18 protein-coding genes are annotated in these 21,463 nt (G+C 66.3%); 8 read left to right on the top strand and 10 right to left on the bottom strand.

Features of this window, described 5'->3' with window-relative positions; genetic code table 11:
- Positions 1 to 224: 224 nt before the first annotated feature.
- Positions 225 to 821 (bottom strand): GTP cyclohydrolase II, encoded by a 597-nt coding sequence (gene ribA / locus RM96_RS08785; RefSeq protein WP_039009793.1) that lies wholly within the window; start codon positions 819 to 821, stop codon positions 225 to 227.
- A 260-nt stretch (positions 822 to 1,081) separates the two neighbouring features.
- On the opposite strand from ribA, the gene RM96_RS08780 reads away from it, so the two are divergent.
- Positions 1,082 to 1,612 carry a hypothetical protein gene (locus tag RM96_RS08780; RefSeq protein ID WP_039009792.1) on the top strand — a complete coding sequence of 177 codons (531 nt, stop codon included), beginning with the start codon at positions 1,082 to 1,084 and terminating at the stop codon, positions 1,610 to 1,612.
- 49 nt (positions 1,613 to 1,661) lie between these two features.
- On the opposite strand, the gene RM96_RS08775 is transcribed toward RM96_RS08780, so the two are convergent.
- On the bottom strand, positions 1,662 to 2,132 hold the full coding sequence (locus tag RM96_RS08775) for an Lrp/AsnC family transcriptional regulator (protein ID WP_039009790.1): 471 nt from the start codon (positions 2,130 to 2,132) through the stop codon (positions 1,662 to 1,664).
- A gap of 153 nt (positions 2,133 to 2,285) precedes the next feature.
- Here RM96_RS08775 and RM96_RS08770 point away from each other — a divergent pair, with 153 nt between their 5' ends.
- Positions 2,286 to 2,615 carry a hypothetical protein gene (locus RM96_RS08770; protein ID WP_039009788.1) on the top strand — a complete coding sequence of 110 codons (330 nt, stop codon included), beginning with the start codon at positions 2,286 to 2,288 and terminating at the stop codon, positions 2,613 to 2,615.
- A 1-nt stretch (position 2,616) separates the two neighbouring features.
- Here RM96_RS08770 and RM96_RS08765 read toward each other — a convergent pair whose 3' ends face one another.
- On the bottom strand, positions 2,617 to 3,540 hold the full coding sequence (locus RM96_RS08765; protein ID WP_039009786.1) for a LysR family transcriptional regulator: 924 nt from the start codon (positions 3,538 to 3,540) through the stop codon (positions 2,617 to 2,619).
- A gap of 144 nt (positions 3,541 to 3,684) precedes the next feature.
- Here RM96_RS08765 and metE point away from each other — a divergent pair, with 144 nt between their 5' ends.
- The 3 genes from metE (at position 3,685) to RM96_RS08750 (ending at position 8,166) form a co-directional block, all read left to right on the top strand.
- Positions 3,685 to 6,057: a 5-methyltetrahydropteroyltriglutamate--homocysteine S-methyltransferase gene (gene metE, locus RM96_RS08760; protein WP_039009785.1), complete on the top strand. Its 2,373-nt coding sequence runs from the start codon at positions 3,685 to 3,687 to the stop codon at positions 6,055 to 6,057.
- A gap of 257 nt (positions 6,058 to 6,314) precedes the next feature.
- On the top strand, positions 6,315 to 7,109 hold the full coding sequence (locus tag RM96_RS08755) for an SDR family NAD(P)-dependent oxidoreductase (protein ID WP_039009783.1): 795 nt from the start codon (positions 6,315 to 6,317) through the stop codon (positions 7,107 to 7,109).
- Positions 7,110 to 7,299: 190 nt separating this feature from the next.
- Positions 7,300 to 8,166, top strand: coding sequence for a MipA/OmpV family protein (locus RM96_RS08750; RefSeq protein ID WP_039009781.1), 867 nt, complete (start codon positions 7,300 to 7,302; stop codon positions 8,164 to 8,166).
- Positions 8,167 to 8,258: 92 nt separating this feature from the next.
- Here the strand turns inward: RM96_RS08750 and RM96_RS08745 are convergent, their stop codons facing one another.
- The 5 genes from RM96_RS08745 to imuA form a co-directional block, all read right to left on the bottom strand.
- A complete protein-coding gene (locus RM96_RS08745; protein ID WP_039009929.1) occupies positions 8,259 to 8,441 on the bottom strand; it encodes a hypothetical protein in 183 nt (60 codons plus the stop codon).
- A 143-nt stretch (positions 8,442 to 8,584) separates the two neighbouring features.
- Complete coding sequence (locus tag RM96_RS08740) at positions 8,585 to 10,552, bottom strand: leukocidin family pore-forming toxin (RefSeq protein ID WP_039009778.1); 1,968 nt, start codon at positions 10,550 to 10,552, stop codon at positions 8,585 to 8,587.
- Between the two features lie 238 nt (positions 10,553 to 10,790).
- Entirely contained in the window at positions 10,791 to 14,189 is a 3,399-nt protein-coding gene (locus RM96_RS08735; protein ID WP_039009776.1) for an error-prone DNA polymerase, read from the bottom strand.
- Positions 14,186 to 15,754: a Y-family DNA polymerase gene (locus tag RM96_RS08730; protein WP_039009774.1), complete on the bottom strand. Its 1,569-nt coding sequence runs from the start codon at positions 15,752 to 15,754 to the stop codon at positions 14,186 to 14,188. Before RM96_RS08730 ends, RM96_RS08735 begins: the two co-directional genes overlap by 4 nt.
- Positions 15,687 to 16,568, bottom strand: a complete 882-nt coding sequence (gene imuA / locus RM96_RS08725; RefSeq protein WP_039009772.1) for a translesion DNA synthesis-associated protein ImuA — start codon at positions 16,566 to 16,568, stop codon at positions 15,687 to 15,689. The genes RM96_RS08730 and imuA overlap by 68 nt, the downstream gene beginning before the upstream one ends.
- A gap of 370 nt (positions 16,569 to 16,938) precedes the next feature.
- On the opposite strand from imuA, the gene RM96_RS08720 reads away from it, so the two are divergent.
- The 3 genes from RM96_RS08720 (at position 16,939) to RM96_RS08710 (ending at position 18,915) form a co-directional block, all read left to right on the top strand.
- Positions 16,939 to 17,745 carry a GntR family transcriptional regulator gene (locus RM96_RS08720; RefSeq protein WP_238587169.1) on the top strand — a complete coding sequence of 269 codons (807 nt, stop codon included), beginning with the start codon at positions 16,939 to 16,941 and terminating at the stop codon, positions 17,743 to 17,745.
- A 76-nt stretch (positions 17,746 to 17,821) separates the two neighbouring features.
- Positions 17,822 to 18,127, top strand: coding sequence for a hypothetical protein (locus tag RM96_RS08715; RefSeq protein WP_039009769.1), 306 nt, complete (start codon positions 17,822 to 17,824; stop codon positions 18,125 to 18,127).
- Between the two features lie 125 nt (positions 18,128 to 18,252).
- A complete protein-coding gene (locus RM96_RS08710) occupies positions 18,253 to 18,915 on the top strand; it encodes a head GIN domain-containing protein (RefSeq protein WP_193752417.1) in 663 nt (220 codons plus the stop codon).
- Between the two features lie 83 nt (positions 18,916 to 18,998).
- On the opposite strand, the gene RM96_RS08705 is transcribed toward RM96_RS08710, so the two are convergent.
- Positions 18,999 to 20,381, bottom strand: a complete 1,383-nt coding sequence (locus RM96_RS08705; RefSeq protein ID WP_052279399.1) for a DUF1329 domain-containing protein — start codon at positions 20,379 to 20,381, stop codon at positions 18,999 to 19,001.
- A gap of 79 nt (positions 20,382 to 20,460) precedes the next feature.
- Positions 20,461 to 21,447, bottom strand: a complete 987-nt coding sequence (locus RM96_RS08700) for an NADP-dependent oxidoreductase (RefSeq protein WP_039009765.1) — start codon at positions 21,445 to 21,447, stop codon at positions 20,461 to 20,463.
- Between the last annotated feature and the right edge of the window lie 16 nt (positions 21,448 to 21,463).

The following is a 21,463-nucleotide window of genomic DNA, read 5'->3' as shown; positions in this document are numbered from 1 at the left end:
AGACTGGCCGTCCGCCGAGGACAGTAAGGCGCTTTTTGCCTCCTTTTTGGCGCCGTCAAAAAGGAGGTCGCCGGCTACGCCGGCGAAACAGCAGCGCATCCAAGAACCACAAGAACCACAAGAACCAAACCCACAATCCGGCGAAGAACCAACAAAAATGGCCCGTCGTAACAGGCCAGGCAAACGAGTCAGGGAGTTAGGCGTACGCTCAGCCTATCCGGAAATCAGTCAAGCAGGTGCCCCATGCGCGAGCGCTTGGTCGCCAGGTATTTTTCATTCTCGGCGTTGGACGGCACGATATGCCGCAATTGCTCGGTGACTGTGATGCCAGCCTTCTCCAGCGCCGCGGCCTTGAGCGGGTTGTTGCTCATCAGACGCACGGACTTGACGCCCCACTGGTGCAGCAGGTCGGCGGCGAAGGCGTAATTGCGCGCGTCGATGGCCTGGCCAAGGGCCAGGTTGGCATCGACGGTGTCCAGGCCGGTGTCCTGCAGCGCATAGGCACGGATCTTCTCGGCCAGGCCGATGCCGCGCCCTTCGTGGCCACGCAGGTAGAGCAGGATGCCGCGGCCTTCGGCAGCGATCTTTTTCATGGCCAGGTCCAGTTGCGGACCGCAATCGCAGCGGCACGAGCCGAATACGTCACCGGTCAGGCATTCGGAGTGCATGCGGATCAGGACGTCTTCGCCCGTGACATCTCCCACGCTGAGGGCCAGGTGCTCGATCCCCGAATCGGCGCCCTTGAAGGCGTGCGCCGTGAATTCGCCGAAACGCGTCGGCAGTCGCGCCGAATCGATCAGCTCAATCTCTGTGTCATTCATACCGGTATTCAATGGAAATGGGCGCCAGCTGGCTGGCACCGACCAGCAATTATGAGCGGAATTCCGGCTTCGCGCTTGCTCCTGGCCGATCCCGGGCGTCGGCCCATTCCTACAGCCGCTTCCGGCCATCGCCTACGCGGCCTCACAGGCCGCCTCCCTAGACTGGAACCAGAAGGTCCTGAGCAGGCGGCCGGAGCGGCGCGGAGATCACGTGCGCGGCCCTGCCTGCATCCAAGCAATATCCTGCAAGGAGAAGCGTCATGGCAGGCAACGTCATCACCAGCGAACAGGCCAGCACCAAGCTTGCGGCCCTGTTTGATTCCGAAGCAGCGGCCTGCAACGCAGCCGAACGCGTTTGTTACGAGGCTCACCTGAAGCGCGGCCAGGTGCGGATGATACGCCCGCATGAGCGCCACTTCGGCCGCAAGCTTGAGCCGGAAGAGCACGGCATTGTCCGCACGGCCGTGCGCTCCCACCTGATGCTGGGCGGGCTGGGGATCATCCTCGGCCTGGCCGTGGTGGGCATCCTCTACCGACAGGGCATTGAGGCCGTGGTGCAGAACCCGGGCCCGGCAGCCGGCGCCGCCATTTTCCTGGGCGCGATCTTCGGCATGCTGCTCGCCGGACTTGTCACGGCGCGGCCCGACCACCAGGCCGTCATCACGCCGGTTCGCGAGGCCGTCGACCACGGCCGCTGGGCGCTGGTGGTCCACCCGGCCTCGCCGCAACAGTGCGACGAGGCCGTGCGGGCGCTGCGCAACAGCAGCGGCGAGGTGTTGCGGACCATCTAAAGGGGTCCATCAACCCCGCGGCAGCGCCCTGCTGTACAGCACCTGCTCGTCAGGGCTGCACCGAGGGCTCGCGCTTCAGCGTGCGCAGCACGAAAGTGGAATGGCTGTGGCGCAGCCCCGGCAGCTTGTAGAGCTTGTGGCGCAGGAATTCCTCGTAGCCTTCCGTGCCCGCCACGGCCACCTTGATCAGGTAGTCGTACTCGCCCGTCAGCAGATGGGCCTCGAGCACTTCCGGAAGTTCGGCCAGCGCCGCGCCGAAGCGATTGAACATCTCGTCATCGTGCCGGTCCAGCGTGACTTCGATCAGCACGGTGTCCGGCAGGCCCAGGGCCTTCTGGTTCAACAGCGCCGCGTAGCCCTGGATCACCCCGCTTTCCTCCAGGGCCCGTACACGGTTCCAGCACGGCGTGGCGGACAGTCCGACCTGCTCGGCCAGGCGTGCGTTCGACAGCCGCCCGTCACGGCGAAGCTCGCGCAGGATGCGGCGATCGATCTCATCGAGTTTTGGGACGGTTGCCATCAGGCAGACTCCGGAGAAGAATGAACACCTTCAAAGTCTACACGACAGAGATGATTATTCTTTTTTTGTGGGCATTCTGCAGTGAATAAAGAAGCCAATTTTGGGATCTCGCTGGTAAATTTACCTGACCGATCCAGTTGCTTCCTTCGCCACATGCCAACCTCCGCCCTCCCCACTCTCCAGCTCGCCCTTCGCCTTGACGACGCCGATGTCTTCGGCGCGATGGAATGGGTGCTGGCCAACGCCCGCCGCACCGGCCTGACCCTGCAGCAGCTTGGCTTCAACGCCGGCACGCAGGCCAACCTGACGGTCAGCGCGCCCGACACCGACCTGCTACAGCTCTTCGTCAGGCGGCTGGACAATGGCATGGATGTGGAAGTGCTCCTGGCCGACTTCAGTGACGACGAAGAGGCGCTGGAAGACGTGGAAGCGGCTACCCTTCCCGCCTCGCGCCCAGCCTCGCAAGCCGCCCTGCACGCCTGAGCTATGCAGCCGCCGGCAGCAGTTCGATGCCATCGAGCTGCGCGGCGCAGGTGTCGCGCACGATCGCGACGAAGTCGGCCACATACGGCCGCTCCGCCATGGTCGATGGCACCATGGCATACAGCTCGCTCCACAGCCCCCTGGCACCGATGCGCTTGGCCAGCACGTAGTCGTGGTCAACGTAGTTCTTCACGCCCCAGTTGGGCAGCGCGGCCACGCCCCGGCGGCTGGCAACCAGCTGCAGCACGGCCACCGTCAGTTCCGCGGTGCGGCGCTGCAGGCGGATGCCGGCCGGCTCCAGCACTTCGCGGATCAGGTCGATGCGCTGCTCGGGCACGGGATAGGTGATCAGCGTCTCGCCTTCCAGGTCTGCCGCCTCAATGCGCCGCTTGTTGCGCAGCCGGTGCTCGTTGGCGATCACCGCCAGGATCTCGAAGCGGAACAGCGGCGCCACCTCCAGCCCGCGCCGCGCGGGCGGCTGCGAGCCGATCACCATGTCGGCCTTGCCGTTGGCAAGCAGCGCCAGCGGATCGGCATGGAATCCCGCCACCAGGTCCACTTCCACCTCCGGCCAGCGGCGGCGGAACTCGTCCATGACCGGCATCAGCCAGTCAAAGCAGGTGTGGCACTCCAGCACCACGCGCAGCTCTCCGCGGGTATCGCCCTTCAGCCGCTCTATGTCGCGATCTGCCGCGCTGATGGCCGCGAGCGCCTCGCGCGCCAGCGCCAGCAGCCGTTCGCCGGCCGGCGTGAAGCGCAGGCCCTGGCGGGTGCGGTCGAACAGCGGCAGCCCGTAATGCGCCTCGATCGCCTTGATCTGGTGGGACAAGGCGGACTGGCTCACGTGCACGCGCTCGGCGGCGGTCGCCAGCTTGCCCGACTCGGCGATGGCCACCAGCGAGCGGAAATGCCGGACTTCGATCATGCCGCGGCTCCATGAACGGATCGCGGCCAAGCCCGCCCTTCAGTCCTGATATGAATTTTGCTCATACATTGTTTAAAACTTGTCGCTTGATTCATTTTACGGGGAATTCGACACTGTGCGCCAGACATCTTCCGGAGCAAGACAATGGCACGCACACATATCCTCGGTTTCCCACGCATCGGCGCGCGCCGCGAGCTGAAGTTCGCGCAGGAGGCCTTCTGGCGCGGCGAAACCAGCGAAGCCGCATTGCGCGAGGTCGCAGCCGGGCTGCGCCAGCGCCACTGGCAACTGCAGGCCGCCAGCGGCCTGGACACCGTTGCCACCGGCGACTTCGCCTGGTACGACCAGATGCTGAGCCTGACCGCGCTGCTGGGCGTCCTGCCGAAGCGCTTCGGCTTTGACGCCGCCCAGCTCACGCTGGGCCAGTACTTCGAGCTGGCGCGCGGCAACCGCGAGCAGCCGGCGATGGAAATGACCAAGTGGTTCGATACCAACTATCACTACCTGGTCCCCGAGCTGGATGCCGACAGCACTTTCGACGGCGGCCCCGACTGGTTCTTCGAGGAAATCGAAGAAGCGCTGGCGCAGGGGCTGAAGGCCCGGCCGGTGCTGATCGGGCCGGTGACCTACCTGTGGCTGTCGAAGAGCCACGTGTCCGGCTTTGACCGCCTGACGCTGCTGCCGAAGGTCACGCAGGCCTATCGCCGCATCCTGGCCCGCCTCAAGGCACGCGGCATTGAATGGGTGCAGATCGACGAACCGGCCCTGTGCCTGGATCTTGGCGCCGCCTGGCTGAACGCCTACGACCAGGCCTACGCAGAGCTGGCAGGCGTGGGGCCGGCCATCCTGCTGGCCACCTATTTCGATACTGCCGCCGATCATGCCGCCCGCGCCGCCAGCCTGCCGGTGCAGGGCTTCCATATCGACCTGGTGCGCGCGCCGCAACAGCTCGACGCCTGGCGTCGCGTATTGCCGGCCAGCGCCGTGCTGTCCGCCGGCGTGATCGATGGCCGCAATATCTGGCGCGCCGACCTGCGCCGGGTGCTGACCACGCTCTCGTCCCTGCACGCGGAACTGGGCGACCGCCTGTGGCTCGCCCCGTCGTGCTCGCTCCTGCATGTGCCGGTCTCGCTGGAGCACGAGGTGCGGCTCGATGCCGAGCTGAAGTCGTGGCTGGCCTTCGCCACGGAAAAGCTCGGGGAACTGTCCGTGCTCGCCCGCGCCCTCAACCACGGCGAAGCCAGCGTGGCAGCCCAGCTGGAAGCCTCAGATGCCGCGCAGGCCTCGCGCCGCAACTCGGGCCGCGTGGTCAACCCGCGCGTGCAGCAGCGCCTGGCCGGCGTGACAGCGCAAATGGCCGAGCGCGCCAGCCCGTTCACCGATCGCATCGAGCGCCAGCGCGAAGCGCTGCAACTGCCGCCGCTGCCGACCACCACCATCGGCTCGTTCCCGCAGACCAGCGCGATCCGCCAGACCCGCGCCGCCTACAAGCGCGGCGAGATCGGCGCGCTGGAATATCTGCAGCGCATCCGCGGCGAGATCAAGCTGGCGGTGCGCAAGCAGGAGGCGCTGGGGCTTGACGTCCTGGTGCACGGCGAAGCCGAACGCAACGACATGGTCGAATACTTCGGCGAGCAACTGTGCGGCTATGGCTTCACCGAGAACGGCTGGGTGCAGAGCTACGGCTCGCGCTGCGTCAAGCCGCCGGTGATCTACGGCGATGTCTATCGTCCGGAGCCGATGACGGTCGATACCGCCCGCTACGCCCAGTCGCTGACCGACCGCCCGATGAAGGGCATGCTGACCGGTCCGGTCACGATGCTGCAATGGTCCTTCGTGCGCGACGACCAGCCGCGCGCGACCACCGCCCGCCAGCTGGCTCTGGCCATCCGCGACGAGGTGTGCGACCTGGAACACGCCGGCATCCGCGTGATCCAGATCGACGAGCCGGCGCTGCGCGAAGGGCTGCCGCTGCGCCGCGCCGACTGGAACGCCTACCTGGACTGGGCCGTGAACGCCTTCCGCCTGTCCGCGGCCGGCGTGGCGGACCAGACGCAGATCCACACCCATATGTGCTACGCGGAGTTCAACGACATCCTGCCGGCGATCGCCGCCATGGACGCCGACGTGATCACCATCGAGACCTCGCGCTCGGCGATGGAGCTGCTCGAAGGGTTCGGCGACTTCGACTACCCCAACGAGATCGGGCCGGGCGTCTATGACATCCATTCGCCGCGCGTGCCCACCGTGGCCGCCATCGAAAGGCTGCTCGACCGCGCCTGCGAGGTAATCCCGCCGCAGCGCCTGTGGGTCAACCCCGACTGCGGCCTGAAGACGCGCGGCTGGGAGGAGACCGAGGCCGCGCTGGCAAACATGGTGACCGCGGCACGGGCACTGCGCAGCCGGCTGGCCGGCAAGGGCGGGCTGGCATGGCAGCGTGTGGAGCGGACTGAGGGCGTCACGGCCGCCCCGCGCCATGCGGCTGGCTGCGTCGACTGCGCCACGCACGCCAGCTGACAAGGCGTTCGGTATTGACGACAACGCTTCTTGCTTGTCGTCCCCGCGCAGGCGGAGCCCCAGTGGCCCTGAAAGACGCTGGATCGCTTCGCTACGCTCGCCCTTCGGGCCGGCCGACCCGGAACAAGACCCTGGCCCGCCCTGCACGTCTGGCGTTTCCGTAGTAAAACTCACGGATGGCGCCCCGAGGCTGGTCACCAGCCCCGGGGCAACTGCTTCCCGCCCCTCGCGGGGCCGCCAACGTGAAAGGGATCGTCATGAAGATCGATTTGTCGGGCAAGACTGCCCTGGTTACCGGATCCACCGCCGGCATTGGCTTTGCCACCGCCAAGGGGCTCGCGCTCGCCGGGGCGCGCGTCATTCTCAATGGCCGCAAGGCAGACTCGGTATCGAAAGCCGCCGATGCGCTGCGCGCCGCGGTTCCGGGCGCGCAGGTCGGCACCTTCACCGGCGATCTCGCCACGCCGGAGGCAGTAGACGCACTGCTGGTCCAGCAGCCCTCGGTGGATGTGCTGGTCAACAACCTCGGCATCTTCGGCCCGCAAGATTTCTTCGAAACGCCGGACAGCGAATGGACGCGCCTTTTTGAAACCAACGTGATGTCGGGCGTACGGCTGTCACGCGCCTATGCGCCGGGCATGGTCCAGCGCAAGTGGGGCCGCATTGTCTTTGTCTCGTCGGAGTCCGGGCTGAACATCCCGGCGGACATGATCCACTATGGTTTTTCCAAGACTGCGCAACTGGCCGTGTCGCGCGGGCTGGCCAAGCGGCTGGCGGGGACCGGCGTGACGGTGAACGCCGTGCTGCCGGGACCGACTCTGTCGGAGGGCGTGGAGGCAATGCTGGCCGAAGAGGTGAAACGCACAGGCAAGCCGGTTGGGGAAGTGGCCGCGGAGTTCGTCAAGGCGCATCGCAGCTCGTCCATCATCCAGCGCGCGGCCACCGTCGATGAAGTGGCTAATATGATTGTCTATGCGTGCTCGCCGCAGGCCTCGGCCACGACCGGCGCCGCGCTGCGCGTGGATGGCGGCGTGGTGGATACCATCGCCTGAACGCCTCGCGCAGGCTGGCAGTGGCCGCAGAACAGGCACGGCGGCTGCCAGGCGGAGCGCGTGAGCGCGCACAATGCGCGCTTGCACAAACGTCCGGTCGGTGGAAAGATGGCGGCGACAGGCCGCCCGGCCAGAGCCTGACTGCCCGAAGTCCCTGGGCGCGAAGGCTCCATTGACAAGGCTCCACACAATGCAAACCCCAGTACGATCCCGCAGGCGGATAGCTGGCGTCGCCACCCGCCTGCTGGTGGCCTGCGCCGCCGGCAGTGCCACGCAGGCCATGGCGCAGACACCCGCGCCGCTGGCCGAATGGCAATTCTCCGCCGGCATTCCGCTCGAAAAGCTTTTCGAAGAAGCCATTCCCGACTGGGAGATCCGTCTGGGCGGCGCGGCGATGGTGCGGCCGCGCTATGACGGGTCGTCGGAATACATTCCCATCTTCGGTCCGAGCATCGACATCCGCTATCGCGACCTGGCCTTTGCTTCCATCGGCGAAGGCCTCGGCATCAACGTACTGCGCGGCAAGAACTGGCGCGCGGGGATTGCCCTGACGTACAACCTGGGCCGTCGCGCGCAGGAGGACTCGCCGCACCTGGACGGCATGGGCAATATCAATATCGCGCCCGAGGCCAAGCTCTTTGCGGAATATGCGATATCAAAGGAATTCCCGCTGGTGCTGCGCATCGACGCGCGCCGCAGCCTGGGCGGAACGGACGGCTGGGTAGGCGATATCGGCGCCTACATGCCTCTGCCGGGCAGTTCGGAAAGGTTCTACTGGTTCGCCGGGCCGACCATGACGCTGGCGGACTCCCGCTACATGAATGCGTGGTTCGGCGTCAGCCAGTCACAGGCGCGTGCGGGCCGGCCGGAGTTCCATGCCAGCGGCGGCATCAAGTCCTATGGCTTCGGCGTCAGCGCGGTCTGGTATTTCACCAAGCACTGGTTCGCCACCAGCGACGTAGCCATCTCGCAGCTGGTTGGCGACGCGGCGAGCAGCCCCATCACGCGCAAGGCGACCAACGGCGTCTTCGATTTCTCGATCAACTACGAATTCTGAGGGCAGCCAGCGCCGCCACGGCAAGCGGGCGGCAGCGGCCTCTGTGACTGAGGCCTCTGCCGCCCGTGGGCGCTTGCTGACTGGCTCGCCGCTTACTGGGCAGCAGCCTTTTCCGGCGCCTTCTTGGCCGTATGCTTGGTGGCGTGGGTCTTGCTCTTGTGCACGCTCTTTTCCACCTTGGCCGGCTCCTTCGATTCAGGCGCGGCGGCGGGCGTCTGGGCAAACGCGCCCGCAGCGAACAGGCCCAGGGTCAGGATGGCGAGTACTTTTTTCATGTTGATCTCCGGAAGGGCGCGCGGCATTGCGCGTTGCCTGTAACAACGGGGGCCGCCGTCAAGGTGTTGACGGCGTGGCGCAACGAGTGTGTAACCGATCGTTTCAGGGTCCGGTCCGGACAGAGGGGTCTGGCGCCGTGCGGCTACTTCGGGTTGGCGAGGTAAGGCGCCCAGTTCTCCCTGTCGCTCGTCGCAACCGGCACCAGCCCCGCGCGGTCCGCTCCGGCGCTCAGCACGTACTGATAGCCGCTCCCGTCTACCAGCCGGCTTCGCAGCCTCGGACCGTCCCACACCCATTTCTGCTGCAACGCGTCGCTGCACGCGCTCACCGCCAGCAAAGCCCTGTGATACGCGGTGAGGCACAGGTCCTGCGCCACCCGCGAACGATAGCGCTCCTTGCCGTCCAGCCCCCACAGCTGCTCGCGGCGGCCGGTACACGGGCGCAGCGCGACCTCCCGGGGCGCTCCGGGTCCGGCAACGGGTGGCGCCTCGATGCAGGCGTTGTTGTGGCCCAGGGACTGGAGCACCACGCTCGGCTCCGGTTCGAAGTACGGATGCGACCAGTCCACTTCCATGTCTTTGCCGAAAGACACCCTGGATGCCGTGGTGGCGCCGCGCATGGCCATCAGGAAGAAGACATTGGGGACGACCTTTCCGCCCAGGGCCATGACTTCGATCTCGCTTTGCAGGCGGAATGTCGAGATGCCCCGTTTGTCAGGCGGTGCCTGGAAGATGGCGGAGAAGCCCGGCACGAAATTCCGGTGGCTGATGGCCGAGAACTTGTCCTTCCTGAATACCCAGCTGTGATCCCAGTGCGCGCCGGTGAAATAGCAGGCACTGCCGAAGTCGCGCCGGCTGAGCCAGTCGCAATGCCGCTCCGCATACTTGCGGTCCCACACCCAGGCAGCTTCGCCAGGCCGCCTTCCGCTCTCGTTCTCTACGGTGTACTCGTATGTCGTCGTGAGGACTTCACGCTTGCTCGTGTAGGAGAACGATCCGGACACGCCGGCTTTTGGCCCTTTCATACCGACCTCGCCGCTAACGCCGACGCCCACGTCGATGCCGCTCGTCTCCCGCACGGTCTGCTGCGGGTTGACCTGTTGCGGGACATGGCCGACCAGCCGGACGTCCCTGTCATTCGTCGACACCGTGAAGCGATACTTGCTGGCGAACGGCCCGAACCAGGTGTAGCGATGCGCCCACGACTGGAACCACGTATGCCCTTCGTCCACTTTGGACGCCAGATGGATACCGGCGCCGCCCATCTCGGGCAGGACGGAGATGCGAAGATACTTGGCGTCCTCGCCCACCCCGCCGCTTGTGCTGACGGCGATCGAGCGGATCATGTCGACCTGATACCGTAGTTCGGCATTGGCCTCGCCTTTGCACGCATCGAACCGTTCTCCGCCAAAGGCATTGGCGCTGCTCATTTTCCGGTGGAGCATGCACGGCAGGCTCTGCCTGACAAATACGCTGTAGGTGTACTCCGGCCGGTATGGCTCGCCCGCCGGCAGCGCGGACTTTGCTCCGCCCTCGCTGCGCAGGCGCAGTTGTTCGGCATTGCGCCCTTCAATCAGCTCGGCGGCATAGGTGCGCGCCGTGCTGACGAGGTCTTCCGCACTACTGTCGACTATTTCCGCATCGGTAGCGGGCGAAGCACTGCTGTCGCCCGGCTCCGGCTCTCCTGCAACCGCCTGGCTCACGGCAACGGCCGCCTCCACCGCACGATACTGGGGTCCGGACGGCGACAGGCGCAGGACCAGCACCTTGCTGTCGACGCCGAGCCCGCCGATCACTGCACTGGCGTGCCGCATGCTTCCCGATGGCGCGGCCGTTGCATCCAGCACGACCACCGCACCACCCATGTATGCGCGCCGCGCGGCCAGCAATTCTTCTTCTGTCGCACCCGCCGTGACGTACCGGATGTCCTGGTCCGAGAGCGCAGCCTGGAGCGGCGTTACTGGCGTTATCGTCCACCGCTCCGCCGAGGCCTGCCTGGCCGCATCGCGCGTGGCCGGTTCTCCGGGGTCATCGCTCCCGTCGCCGCCGCACCCGGCAAGCCAGAGAGCGGCCATTGCCAGGCCGATACGCTTCGTGATGTCGCTTTGCAAGATCTGCCTCCTTTATTGTGGATTGGCCGTCCATGCAAGGCATGGCGAGCCGAGGCCGATTCTTTCAGTAGCGAACAATGATTTGAATTCAGTTTTTCCGGTCAACCATTAAATATATTCTCATCATCGCGATTTTCATCCAATTTTTTCTTAATGAATTCACAAGATATTTCCGAGGCCTTTGTTAGAAAATTAATCTGACATGGGCTGCTCGTCAGGCACCGGCATCAGCGAAACCCTAGTGAAAATCCCGACTCGCCACCAGCAGCCTGCCCAGCAGCGGACTCAGGTCCACCAGTTCCTGCGCCACCAGGTGCCGCACGTCGCCCTGCCGTTGCCAGGTACCGATGACACCAAGCAAGGTGGCCCCCAGCACTTCCTTGCGCTGCCGCTCCACCAGGTCTGGCCACAGGATGACGTTGACCGTGCCGGTTTCATCTTCGATGGAAGCAAAGATGGTCCCGCTGGCGGTGGACGGACGCTGGCGCACCGTGACAATGCCGCACGCACGCGCCCGGCGCCCGTTGCCATAGCGCGCGAGTTGCTGCGCCGTGACGAATTTCATCGCATCCAGCCGGCGCCGCAGCAGCGTCAGCGGATGGGACTTGAGCGACAGGCCGAGGCTGGCGTAATCAGCCGCCACGTCCTCCCCAAGCCGCGGCGCGGGCAGCAGCAATTCGTCTTCGGCGGGCGGCGCTTCATACAGCAGGTCTCGATGCGCTGTCTGCACGGCCGCCGCGCGAGCCTGCCAGCGGGCTTGGCGGCGATGCCCGGCCAGCGCGGCGAGCGCGTCGGATGCAGCCAGCGCATCGATGTCGTGCCGGTCCAGCTGCGCACGCGATGCCAGGTCTTCCACGCCATCAAAGGGCCGCTGTGCACGGGCGGCTTCGATGCGCAGCGCGGCTTCCTTGCGCATGCCCTTGACGCGGCTGAAGCCAAGCCGCACAGGTGGTTGCGATGACGCCTCCGGCGCCGCCAGCTCCAACGCGCAATCCCAGCCGCTGACGGTCACATCCACCGGCAGCACATCCACGCCGTTGCGCCGGGCATCCTGCACCAGTTGCGACGGCGAATAGAACCCCATCGGCTGGCTGTTGAGCAGCGCGCACAGAAAAGCGGCAGGATGGTGGCACTTGAGCCAGGCGCTGATATAGACCAGCTTGGCAAAGCTGGCGGCGTGGCTCTCCGGGAAGCCGTATTCGCCAAACCCTTCGATCTGCTTGCAGATGGCGAGCGCGAAGGACTCGGGATAGCCTTTCGTGGTCAGCGCCTTGATCAGTGCGTCCTGGTGCTGCCGCAAGTCGCCGCGCCGCCGCCACGCGGCCATCGAGCGGCGCAGCTGGTCGGCCTGCCCCGGCGAGAAACCGGCCGCGTCGATGGCCAGCTGCATCACCTGCTCCTGGAAGATCGGCACGCCCAGCGTGCGGCCCAGCACTTTTTTGATGACCGGGTTGAAGTAAGTGGGCGGCTTGCCGGTGCGGCGGAAGGCCTCGCGCCGCTTCAGGTAGGGATGGACCATGCCGCCCTGGATCGGGCCGGGCCGCACGATGGCCACCTCCACCACCAGGTCGTAGTACTGGCGCGGCTGCAGCCGCGGCAGCATGGACTGCTGCGCGCGTGATTCGATCTGGAACACGCCGATGGTCTCGGCCTTGCAGATCATGTCGTAGGTCTTCTTGTCTTCCTTCGGGATGTCTTCCATCCGCGCGGGCACGCCGGCCTGGGCCTTGTTGTCATCCGGGTTCGGGATCATCGCCAGCGCGCGCCGGATCGCCGACAGCATGCCCAGCGCCAGCACATCCACCTTGAGCAGGCCCAGCGATTCCAGATCGTCCTTGTCCCACTGGATCACGCTGCGGTCTGCCATGGCGGCGTTCTCGATCGGCACCAGCCGCGACAGCTTGTCCCGCGCGATCACGAAGCCGCCCACGTGCTGCGACAGGTGGCGCGGAAAACCGCGCAGCTGCTCGGTCAGGCTGGCCCATTGCTGCACTGCCGGCGACTCGCGGTCCAGCCCGTAGCGCGTGATGCGGTCCAGGAAAGCCTGCCCGCCGTCCCACCACGCCTGGCCCTTGATGACCTGCTCGATCACGCTGGCATCGATGCCCAGCGCCCGCCCCACGTCGCGCAGCGCGCTGCGCGAGCGATAGGTGATCAGTGACGCCGCCAGCGCGGCGCGGTCGCGGCCGTACTTTTTGTAGATGTACTGGATGACTTCCTCGCGCCGCTGGTGCTCGAAGTCGACATCGATATCGGGCGGCTCATCGCGCTCGCGCGACAGGAAGCGGCCGAACAGCAGGTTGGCCTGCTCAGGACTGACCTCGGTGATGTAAAGGCAGTAGCAGACCAGCGAATTGGCGGCCGAACCGCGCCCCTGGCACAGGATGCCCTCCCCGCGCGCAAAGCGCACGATGTCATGCACGGTCAGGAAGAACGGCTCGTACTGCTTTTCCTCGATCAGTTCCAGTTCTTCCTTGAGTTGCTTCTCCCATTCCGGATCCATGCCGTTGGGAAAGCGCACCTTCATCCCGGCCTCCACCTCCTTACGCAGGTAGCTGATCGGCGTTTCGCCCGCGGGCACCAGCTCTTCGGGATATTCATAACGCAGCATGTCGAGCGAGAAATCGCACAGCCCGGCAATCTCCAGCGTCTGCGCCAGCGTCGCGGCCGGGTACAGGCGCGACAGCACCTGGCGCATGCGCAGGTGCTGCTCGGCATTGGGCGCCAGCGCCATGCCGCATTCGGCCAGCGGCTGGCTCAGCCGGATGGCGGTCAGCACATCGGACAGCGGCTTGCGCGAGCGCACATGCATGGTGACCGCGCCGGCCGCCGCCAGCGGCACGCCGGTCTGCGCCGAGACCGCCTCCAGCCGCGCGCGATGCAGCGCGTCGGCATGGCCCTGCAGCTGTTCGAGCGCAATCCATGCGCGCTCGCCAAAGACATCGCGGCACCATTGCGCCTGCTCGCGCAGCAACTCCGGATCGGCGCAGTAGCCGGGCAGCAGCAGCGCCAGGCAATCCGGCATGCCCTGCAGGTGCGATTGCTCCGGCTGCGGCGCCGACAGGTCTTCCGGATGCAGCAGGTAGCTGCCCTTCTGCGCGCGCCGGCGGCCCAGCGTAATCAGCTCGCACAGGTTGCCGAAGCCTTCGCGATGCTGCGCCAGCAACACCAGCCGCAGCGGGGGCTGATCGCCGGTGCCAGGCTGCGGCGTCAGGCTGAAGCGGCTGCCGATCAGCAGCGAGAAGGCGTCGGCGCCCCTGGCCTGCGCCACCAGCCGCTGATGCCGGCCGGCGTGCGAGTCATCGATGGCCTGGATGTCGTCGTGTTCGGCGTCGCCAGCCATGTCCACGCCATCGATGTCGTCAGCATCCTCCCCCAGTGCCAGCCGCGCCGCGCTGCGTTCCACCGCATCGTTCAGGCGCTTGCGCAAGGTCTTGATGGCGTCGTGCGCACGCGCGGTGCCGGCTACCGAGCATTCGTCGGTCAGCGCCAGGCCGGAATAGCCGAGCCGGAAGGCGCGCTCGATCAGCTCGACCGGGTGCGAGGCGCCGTCCAGGAACGTGAAGTTGGAGATGCAATGCAGCTCCACGTAATCGGGCAGCGCCGGCAGCAGCGAAGACAGGACCGGAGGCGTCATGCGAACAACCCGTGCAGGAACCAGCGGTACTCGCCGCCATCGTCCTGACCCGCGTGGCCGGGACGCTCGCGGTAGATCCAGCAGCGCAGGCCATCAGCGCGCTCGGCGATGAAATAGTCGCGCGTGGCCAGCGCGCCGTCCCACCAGCCGGCTTCGATCCGCTCGGGCCGGGTCAGCAGCGCCAGCGGCCCACCATGGCTCGGGCGGTGGCGCTGCACCGGCAAGGGCAGCGGTTTGTCCAGCAGCCAGAGCGGGCGTTCGGGCAATGGCGGCATTGATGCGCCAGCCAGCTTGCCGCCCGCGGCATCGTCGACCGGGCACCAGCGGTTGGCGCGCTCGGGCCGGTGGTCGGCCAGCGGCTGCGGCTGCAGCACGTTGTCGCGGCCCAGCCGGGCCATCAGGGTGTCGAGCAGGCGGCCCAGCTCGGCCGGCGTGCCGCCCGGCTCGGGGAACAGCGCATCGCTCTGCGGCAGGTACGCCTCCATCGCCTCCACCCGCAGCGCCAGCCCCGTTACCGGTGCATGGAAATTCAGCTTGCCGAGCTTTTCGCGCAGCAGGCGCGACAGGTGCGCCGGATCGCGGCTGGGCTGCGCCAGGCCGATGGTCACCGGCGTGCCGGCGATATCCGCGCCGAGCCGGTAGCGCTCATGCTCGAGCACCAGCACGCAGCGCGTGACGCCGGCCTGCTGCACCGCCAGCCAGCCGGCCAGCGCCAGCAGCAGGCGCTGCGCGCCAACCAGCACGCCTTCGGCCGATTCGATGCGGCCCGGCAGTTCCATACGCTGCACGAACGCGGGCGGCGCGGCAAACCAGGCAAAGCGCACCGGCGCATCGCCATAGGCCTGGTCCAGCCGTTCCAGCAGCGCGGGCCCCAGCCGGCGCGTCAGGCCGGCCCGCGGCAGGCGCCGCACCTCGCCCAGCGTGCGGCAGCCGATGCCGTCGAGCCAAGCCGGATCGGCCAGCATATGCAGGGCCTCCACCGGCAGGCGATCCAGCAGGCGGCCCATGCGTGCGGTCCGCACCGCCCGCCGCGCAGGCCGCACGATGCCGCGCCGCGTGCGCCGCATCGGCTGCCGGGCGAGCCATGCCGCGCCGTGCGCGGTGGCGCCGCATCCCACCTGCGCGAAGGTGCCCAGCTGGCGCACGCGCGCGCGCACCGCGCGGCACAGCGCGCGGTGGCCGCCAAACAGGCGCAGGCTGGCCGTGACATCGAGCATCACCGTGGCCGACTCCGGGTCTTCGTCCAGCGTCACGTTGGGCGTGAAATGCAGCAGCGTCAGCGCGACCGCGGTCATCAGCGCTGCCTCGGCCGCGGGGTCGCGCTCCAGTTGCGCCACCTCGGCCGACAAGGCCTGCACGCCGCCGCGCCGCATGCCGTAGCGCACGCCCAGCGACATGGCCGGACCGTTGGCCAGCACCACCCGCTCGCGCTCCATCACCGCCACCGGCAAGGCATGGTGGAGCGTGCCGGGGGCCACGGGAGCGGAAGGAGCGGACTCAGGCCAGCTCGGCTGCAGCGCGTCCAGCGACAGGCGCGGCAGATGCACCGCGATCCAGTACGACATGGGCGGAGCCTCCCGCAACATCAGAAGAAACAGCCGGAACTGGCCAGGCCCCTGCCCGCGTGGCGGCCTCCATGCCATCCAGGCGCAGCAGCAGCGGCGTGTCTCGCACCGGCCCGCGCCGCTTGTGGAAGACGATCGACAGCACATTGCCCGGCAGCGGCGACAGCAGCAGCCGCAGCACCGCCGGCGACGACTCGCGCAGCGCCGTGGCGGGGCGCAACGCCCACACCGCCGCATCGCCGGCCTGCGCCAGCACCTGCAGGCGGCGCAACGCCTCCGGCCGCGCCACCGGCAGCCACACCAGCACGGCGCCAAAGGCCTGGCTGCGCAGCATCTGCTCGGCCGCCCACAGCATGTCGGCCTGCCGCGCAGCCTTGCCCGCGCCGGCCGGGGAACGCACCCAGTAGAGCTGGCGCGCCGGCAAGCCGGCCGCGGCCAGTCCCATCGCATTGGGCAGGCAAGGCGGCCCCACCAGCCCGATGCGGCGCCCGGCCGCGCCCAGCGCGCGCAGCGCCGGCAGCAGCAGGCGCAACTCACCCGCCCCGCTCTGGGCCGTCAGCAGCTCGGTCAGCCCGCCCACTGGCCAGCCGCCCCCGGGCAACTCGGCCGCCAGTTCGGCATAGCCGGTCGGACACACCGGCAGGCTGCCGGCACGGCCCAGCTGGCCGGCCCGCCACAGGCCGGGATAGCGGTGCTCGAGCGCGGAAAGCGCCTCCTGCCGCCGCGAGGCCGGCAAAGGCTCCGCGGCAGCATGCGCAGGGAACAGGAAACCCTCCGCCGCCGTGGGCAGGGCTGCGTGCGGTTGCGCAGTCATGTGAAGTTGGAGTCCCTCGACGGAAGCGCGAAGGACTAGGATGTTTACGATACCTGTATATTTATACAGTATCGAGGGCGAGCGCAAGAGGGAGAGGCAGGCGGTGTCGTTTTACGCCCGGAAGATCAGCATGCTGGTCATCACATCGACTTGCCCACCAACAGGCCAGCTCGCGCCGGCGGGAGAAGGAGAGCGCGCATTCTGACCCGACCATGCAGCGCTAAGTGTCCTACCGCACGCCCACCGCAACGCATACTTGAGGGACCCGGCGACGATCGACTAGCTTGAAAGCCTTGGGCCGCTTCGATGAGGAATCATGATGAAGAGGGTCATAAGGCGCCTGGCCACGATTGTTGCCGTGGGCTTCGCAATGGGCCTGTTCGCCGTCAGCGGTGCGCGGGCCTCCGACATCGTCTGTCAGTCACCTGCGGGCGGATCCCTGGTCCGCTGCGAAGACCCGCATGGCAACGGGATGAGATGCACGCTGGCGACCGACACCCCCCGCCCGCGCACGCGCCAGCAGCACCTGATCTGTGGTTCCACCACGCTGCCAGTGCGCTACGAGCGCATCTATGCCGAGCAGCAGAGGATGCTGCGCAAGGGCACCATTCGAGACTCAGACATCGCGGCCTGGCGCGCCCGGCGCGATGCCTGCGACTCGGTACGCTGTCTGGAAGGCATGTTCGCCAGGTTCTGGCGGGAGCGGGATTCGATGCGAAACGCGCCGGGCCGGCCCGCCTCCCCGCCACACGCCGCTTCGGCCATGTCAGACCCGGCCAGGCATGAGCCGGCACCGACGACTGCGCCGACGCCGCGCACGCAAGAACAACCGACGTCGACCGAGTCGCTGGCCATGCAGGTCAGACCGGAACTCACCGCGCTCACTCGGCCGACCGCAACCCCCTTTGAAACACCGGCTGCCTGGCAAGCGGCAGCCCGCCCCGTTGCAAAGGGCATGAACAGCAGCCCGGACAAATCCGGTCCGGCCGCGCTTGCCCTGGAGAGCCTGTTTTCCGGGCTTGCCATCCTGGGCATGGGTGTGGGTTTCCTGTGGAATCGCCGTAACGCTTGTGCACGGGATTGGCCGCCTTCCACCATCCCGGCGGCCATGGTTATCGCCTATGGCCTGCTTTTTGTGAACGCAGTGCTGCTGCCGTTCACGCTTGGCTTGAAGTAAGCGCGCTCGCCATGGGAAGGCACTGGCGCGCTCGAGTCTGCTGGAAAAGATCATCGTTCAATCAAGGAGGCTGAACATGCGCATGCTTCTCAACATTCGAATTCCTCACGAGCCATTCAATGCTTTTGTGCGCGATGGCACCATCGGTGACGTGATGGAGAGGATTCTGGCCGAGACGAAACCGGAGGCCGCCTACTTTACCGAGCAGAACGGAACACGCGGAGCGATTCTCGTCGTCAATCTCGACGAACCATCGCAGATCCCCGCATTCGCAGAGCCCTGGTTTCTGATGTTCAATGCCGATTGCGAGTTTCGCGTGGTGATGGCGCCTGAAGACCTCAGGAAAGCAGGACTGGGAACACTTGGAGCGAAATGGCAATAGCAACCATGGCACGGCAGCACGCGGCATCTATGCGGACTAACGACAGGACCACCGTGAAGCAACGCGTCAAGTTGTGTGTTTCGATGCTTGCGGCTGTCTCCGGCATTGCGCAAGGCGACAGCACCGTGATCGTCAATGGCTCGCGCGTTGTCGTGACGGGCGACTCGGTCGCCGTCGTCAACGGCAAGGTCTACGGCGGTGCCGATATGGTGAAAGCGAAGGGCCCAGTCGTCAGCCAGCGCCGCTCACTCCCTGCGTTTTCCGGCATTGACATGATGCTGAGCGCGGATGCGACGTACCGGTTCGCTCCCGCCCCGGGCATTACCATCTCGGCCCAGTCCGACATCATGTCGAAGATCAAAACGACCGTCGAGGGCGGCACGCTGGTGATCGCCTCCGATGGCTCGTTTACTGCGGACCAGCCAATCAAGCTGCTGGTCGAAGGACCGGAGCTGTCGCGCGCGGTCGTCTCTGGCTCGGGCAAGCTTGTGGCCAACGGCCTGCACGTCAATGCAGTCATGCTCCAGGTATCCGGTTCAGGCTCGATCGTGGCCGACGGCACTGCCAACGAAGTCAAGACTACGGTGTCGGGCTCAGGCAGTGTGGAACTGGCGAACCTGCGCGCGAAATCGGTTTCCGCTGACCTGTCAGGAGCCGGGCTGGTCTCGGCCTATGCCTCTGAATCCGCGCAAGTGGAGTTGAGTGGCGCTGGCAATGTTCGTATTTCCGGCAATCCCGCCAGACGCTCGGTAGACCGAAGCGGTGCGGGATCCGTACGGTTCGAGTAGCCACGGAAATGGCGGGTGAAGCCGGCCGGCCCATATCGACCCAAATATCTGGTCGATATGGACACAATCACCCGGCACCGGCGTCAATGCCCGGAGCCCCGAATCGAATCGGGTGAAAAATACGCTTCGTTGAATTGGGGGCTGCTGTTCAGGCGTACCGACTTACCTTCGTTGGTCAGCCGGTCTGCGAGATAGGAGCCCGCGATGAGATCGTGATAGAACGCAACTGCCGGGTAGTAGCGGCGGGCATCGTAGGCGTAAAGAGAGGCTTGCATATTGGTGCGCCACAACTGGCCGCGGGCATCGTAGTTGTCAGCAAGCACGGCCATCCACGTGTCCTCGTCCAGATACAGTACGCGCCTGGCGTACTGATGCCGGAAGCCTTGCTTCAGCGTGGCTTCGAGAACCCAGACGCGGTGAAGTTCATAACGGACGAAGTCGGGGGTGGGATGGTTGGGGCCCAGCAGCTCGGCATACTTGACCGCGGGATTGACCAGCTTGTAGTTGTGGTAGGGAATATAGATCTCCCGCTTCCCGACAATCTTCCAGTCGTAGCGTTCGCCGGAGCCATTGAACAGGCGATCGTCATCCACCGTCCGGAAGCCACCCGGGCCAAGCGGCTGGTCGAAGCCAAACTCCGGTGCTTGCCGCACGCGGCGGGTGCCGGGATTGTACTGCCACGTCCTGGCGGTATCCGAGCCTTCGCGATCCCAGTAATTGTGGGAGACGATGATACTGCCGCGCTCCCGTAAAGGCAGATCGGTTTCAACGCGCGCGAAGGTTCGGTTGATGAGGGGCGAGCCGTCTTCGAATGCGGTGCCGTTCACCGGAGACCAGATGTCATATTTCCACTTTCCCCAGGCGATCTTGCCGTCGCGATACACGACTGCCTGGTCGTAAACCGCTGCCTCCTCGGCGATGGCGGAGGAGAAGCGCAGGTTCCACATCAACTCCAGACCACTCTTGGGTATGGGAAAGGGCGCGGTGGGCGGATAGTCCTTGAGGCCGTTCGCGTCGGTCGTCAACTGCGTCCTCGGTGCGTGGTTGTGGATCGCCTTGTAGAGGGAATCACCATAGCGAAAGTCGCGATGACTGGGATAGATCGCCATCCTGAAGGTTGCCGGGTACAGCCTGAACATGGCGAGCTGGCCGTCGCTCAGGTGAGCACGGTACTGTTCCAGGTTCTGGCCCGTGACCGTTGCCAGCGGCTTCTCCGCTGCGTAGGGATCCGGATATGGGTCCCCCGCCCGGAATGCCAGGCCTGCGGGCGCGGCCTGCCACTTTCCGCTCCACGGCGGGATGCTGCCATCCTTGTTCCCGGGCCGCTCGGCACCCATTGGCGTGAGCGGGCCGTCCAGGCGCCTGACTTCGTCAGGGGTCATCGCGGCAAAGGAAGGTGCGTTCATCTGCGAGGCGGCAATCAGCGCACCGGCTATTGTGTAAGGAAGAAATCTCTTGTTCCTCATCGTCTCTCCTCCATCTTCGATGGTGTGATGTCTTTTGGCTTCTAATGGCCAGGCAGGCCGAACGGCTTCTGGCCGCGCGCTAGAAATTCCCTGGCTCAGCGACTCGTAGCACCAGTTTGGTAGCTGCCTTGCCCGACTGGACCAGATCAAGCGCGCGTCCGGCATCGTCCAGCGGCAGGCACTCGATGCGAGGCGGTCGCAACCGCCCGGTCCCGAGCAGTGACGTGATCTCGCGTAGCCGTGTGCCGCTGGGCATCCTGCTGAACGCCAGGGCGGTCCGGACGCCGCGCCGGGCGGCTTCGGCAGCATCCGGGCCGTTGTCGCCCCTGACCAGTGTCAGGATGGCCACGAGGATGCCGCCGGGCTTGAGAAGATCCATGCCATTCGGCAGGGTGCCGCTTCCAACGGCGTCCAGTACCAGATCGGTGCCGCCTGGCGCCCATGCCCGCATGGCGGCAGCGATATCACCGCCCCGGTAGTCGATCGCCAGACGGCAGCCGAGGGCCATCAATTCGTCGCGGCGCGCTGCACTGCAGGTGGCAGCGACGGCTGCACCGGCCGCGTTCGCCAGTTGGACAGCGAACGTGCCGACCGCGCCTGCACCGCCATGGACAAGCACCGTCTGGCCCGGCTTGAGTCCGCCTTCGTCGAAGAGACCCGTCCAGGCGGCCAGCGCCGGCGTGGGGACTGCCGCGGCTTCGGCAAATCCCAGGTTGTCCGGAATGGGCACCACCGAATCCTGGCGGACGGCAACGTACTCGGCATAGGATCCCCATTTGCCTGCGCCGGCATCGGTTTGCGCGAACACGCGCTCCCCCGGAACAAAGCCGCTCACCCCGGCCCCCACCGCTTCCACGATGCCGCTGACATCGAAGCCGATCACGAACGGGAAGCTGTATTGCATGAAGTGGCTCAGATAGCCTTCACGGCATTTCCAGTCCGCAGGATTCACACCGGCACAGGCCACACGGATCAGGACTTCGCCTGCAGCGGGTTCGGGCACCGGGACGTCGGCGATTCTGAGTACGTCAGGCCCACCTGTACGGTCGATGACGGCAGCACGCATGCTCTTCTCCATAAGC

Source organism: Cupriavidus sp. IDO (assembly GCF_000812465.1).
Lineage (GTDB): Bacteria > Pseudomonadota > Gammaproteobacteria > Burkholderiales > Burkholderiaceae > Cupriavidus.
This window is presented reverse-complemented; position numbering and strand designations above follow the sequence as displayed.

Excerpts from the sequence above, each read along its gene's own strand:
- RM96_RS08750 (WP_039009781.1), top strand. The coding sequence starts at position 7,300 with ATGCAAACCCCAGTACGATCCCGCAGGCGGATAGCTGGCGTCGCCACC.
- RM96_RS08755 (WP_039009783.1), top strand. The coding sequence starts at position 6,315 with ATGAAGATCGATTTGTCGGGCAAGACTGCCCTGGTTACCGGATCCACC.
- RM96_RS08780 (WP_039009792.1), top strand. The coding sequence starts at position 1,082 with ATGGCAGGCAACGTCATCACCAGCGAACAGGCCAGCACCAAGCTTGCG.
- RM96_RS08720 (WP_238587169.1), top strand. The coding sequence starts at position 16,939 with ATGGGCCTGTTCGCCGTCAGCGGTGCGCGGGCCTCCGACATCGTCTGT.
- RM96_RS08765 (WP_039009786.1), bottom strand. The coding sequence starts at position 3,540 with ATGATCGAAGTCCGGCATTTCCGCTCGCTGGTGGCCATCGCCGAGTCG.
- RM96_RS08770 (WP_039009788.1), top strand. The coding sequence starts at position 2,286 with ATGCCAACCTCCGCCCTCCCCACTCTCCAGCTCGCCCTTCGCCTTGAC.
- RM96_RS08705 (WP_052279399.1), bottom strand. The coding sequence starts at position 20,381 with ATGAGGAACAAGAGATTTCTTCCTTACACAATAGCCGGTGCGCTGATT.
- imuA (WP_039009772.1), bottom strand. The coding sequence starts at position 16,568 with ATGACTGCGCAACCGCACGCAGCCCTGCCCACGGCGGCGGAGGGTTTC.
- ribA (WP_039009793.1), bottom strand. The coding sequence starts at position 821 with ATGAATGACACAGAGATTGAGCTGATCGATTCGGCGCGACTGCCGACG.
- RM96_RS08700 (WP_039009765.1), bottom strand. The coding sequence starts at position 21,447 with ATGCGTGCTGCCGTCATCGACCGTACAGGTGGGCCTGACGTACTCAGA.
- RM96_RS08730 (WP_039009774.1), bottom strand. The coding sequence starts at position 15,754 with ATGTCGTACTGGATCGCGGTGCATCTGCCGCGCCTGTCGCTGGACGCG.
- RM96_RS08735 (WP_039009776.1), bottom strand. The coding sequence starts at position 14,189 with ATGACGCCTCCGGTCCTGTCTTCGCTGCTGCCGGCGCTGCCCGATTAC.
- RM96_RS08745 (WP_039009929.1), bottom strand. The coding sequence starts at position 8,441 with ATGAAAAAAGTACTCGCCATCCTGACCCTGGGCCTGTTCGCTGCGGGC.
- RM96_RS08775 (WP_039009790.1), bottom strand. The coding sequence starts at position 2,132 with ATGGCAACCGTCCCAAAACTCGATGAGATCGATCGCCGCATCCTGCGC.
- metE (WP_039009785.1), top strand. The coding sequence starts at position 3,685 with ATGGCACGCACACATATCCTCGGTTTCCCACGCATCGGCGCGCGCCGC.
- RM96_RS08715 (WP_039009769.1), top strand. The coding sequence starts at position 17,822 with ATGCGCATGCTTCTCAACATTCGAATTCCTCACGAGCCATTCAATGCT.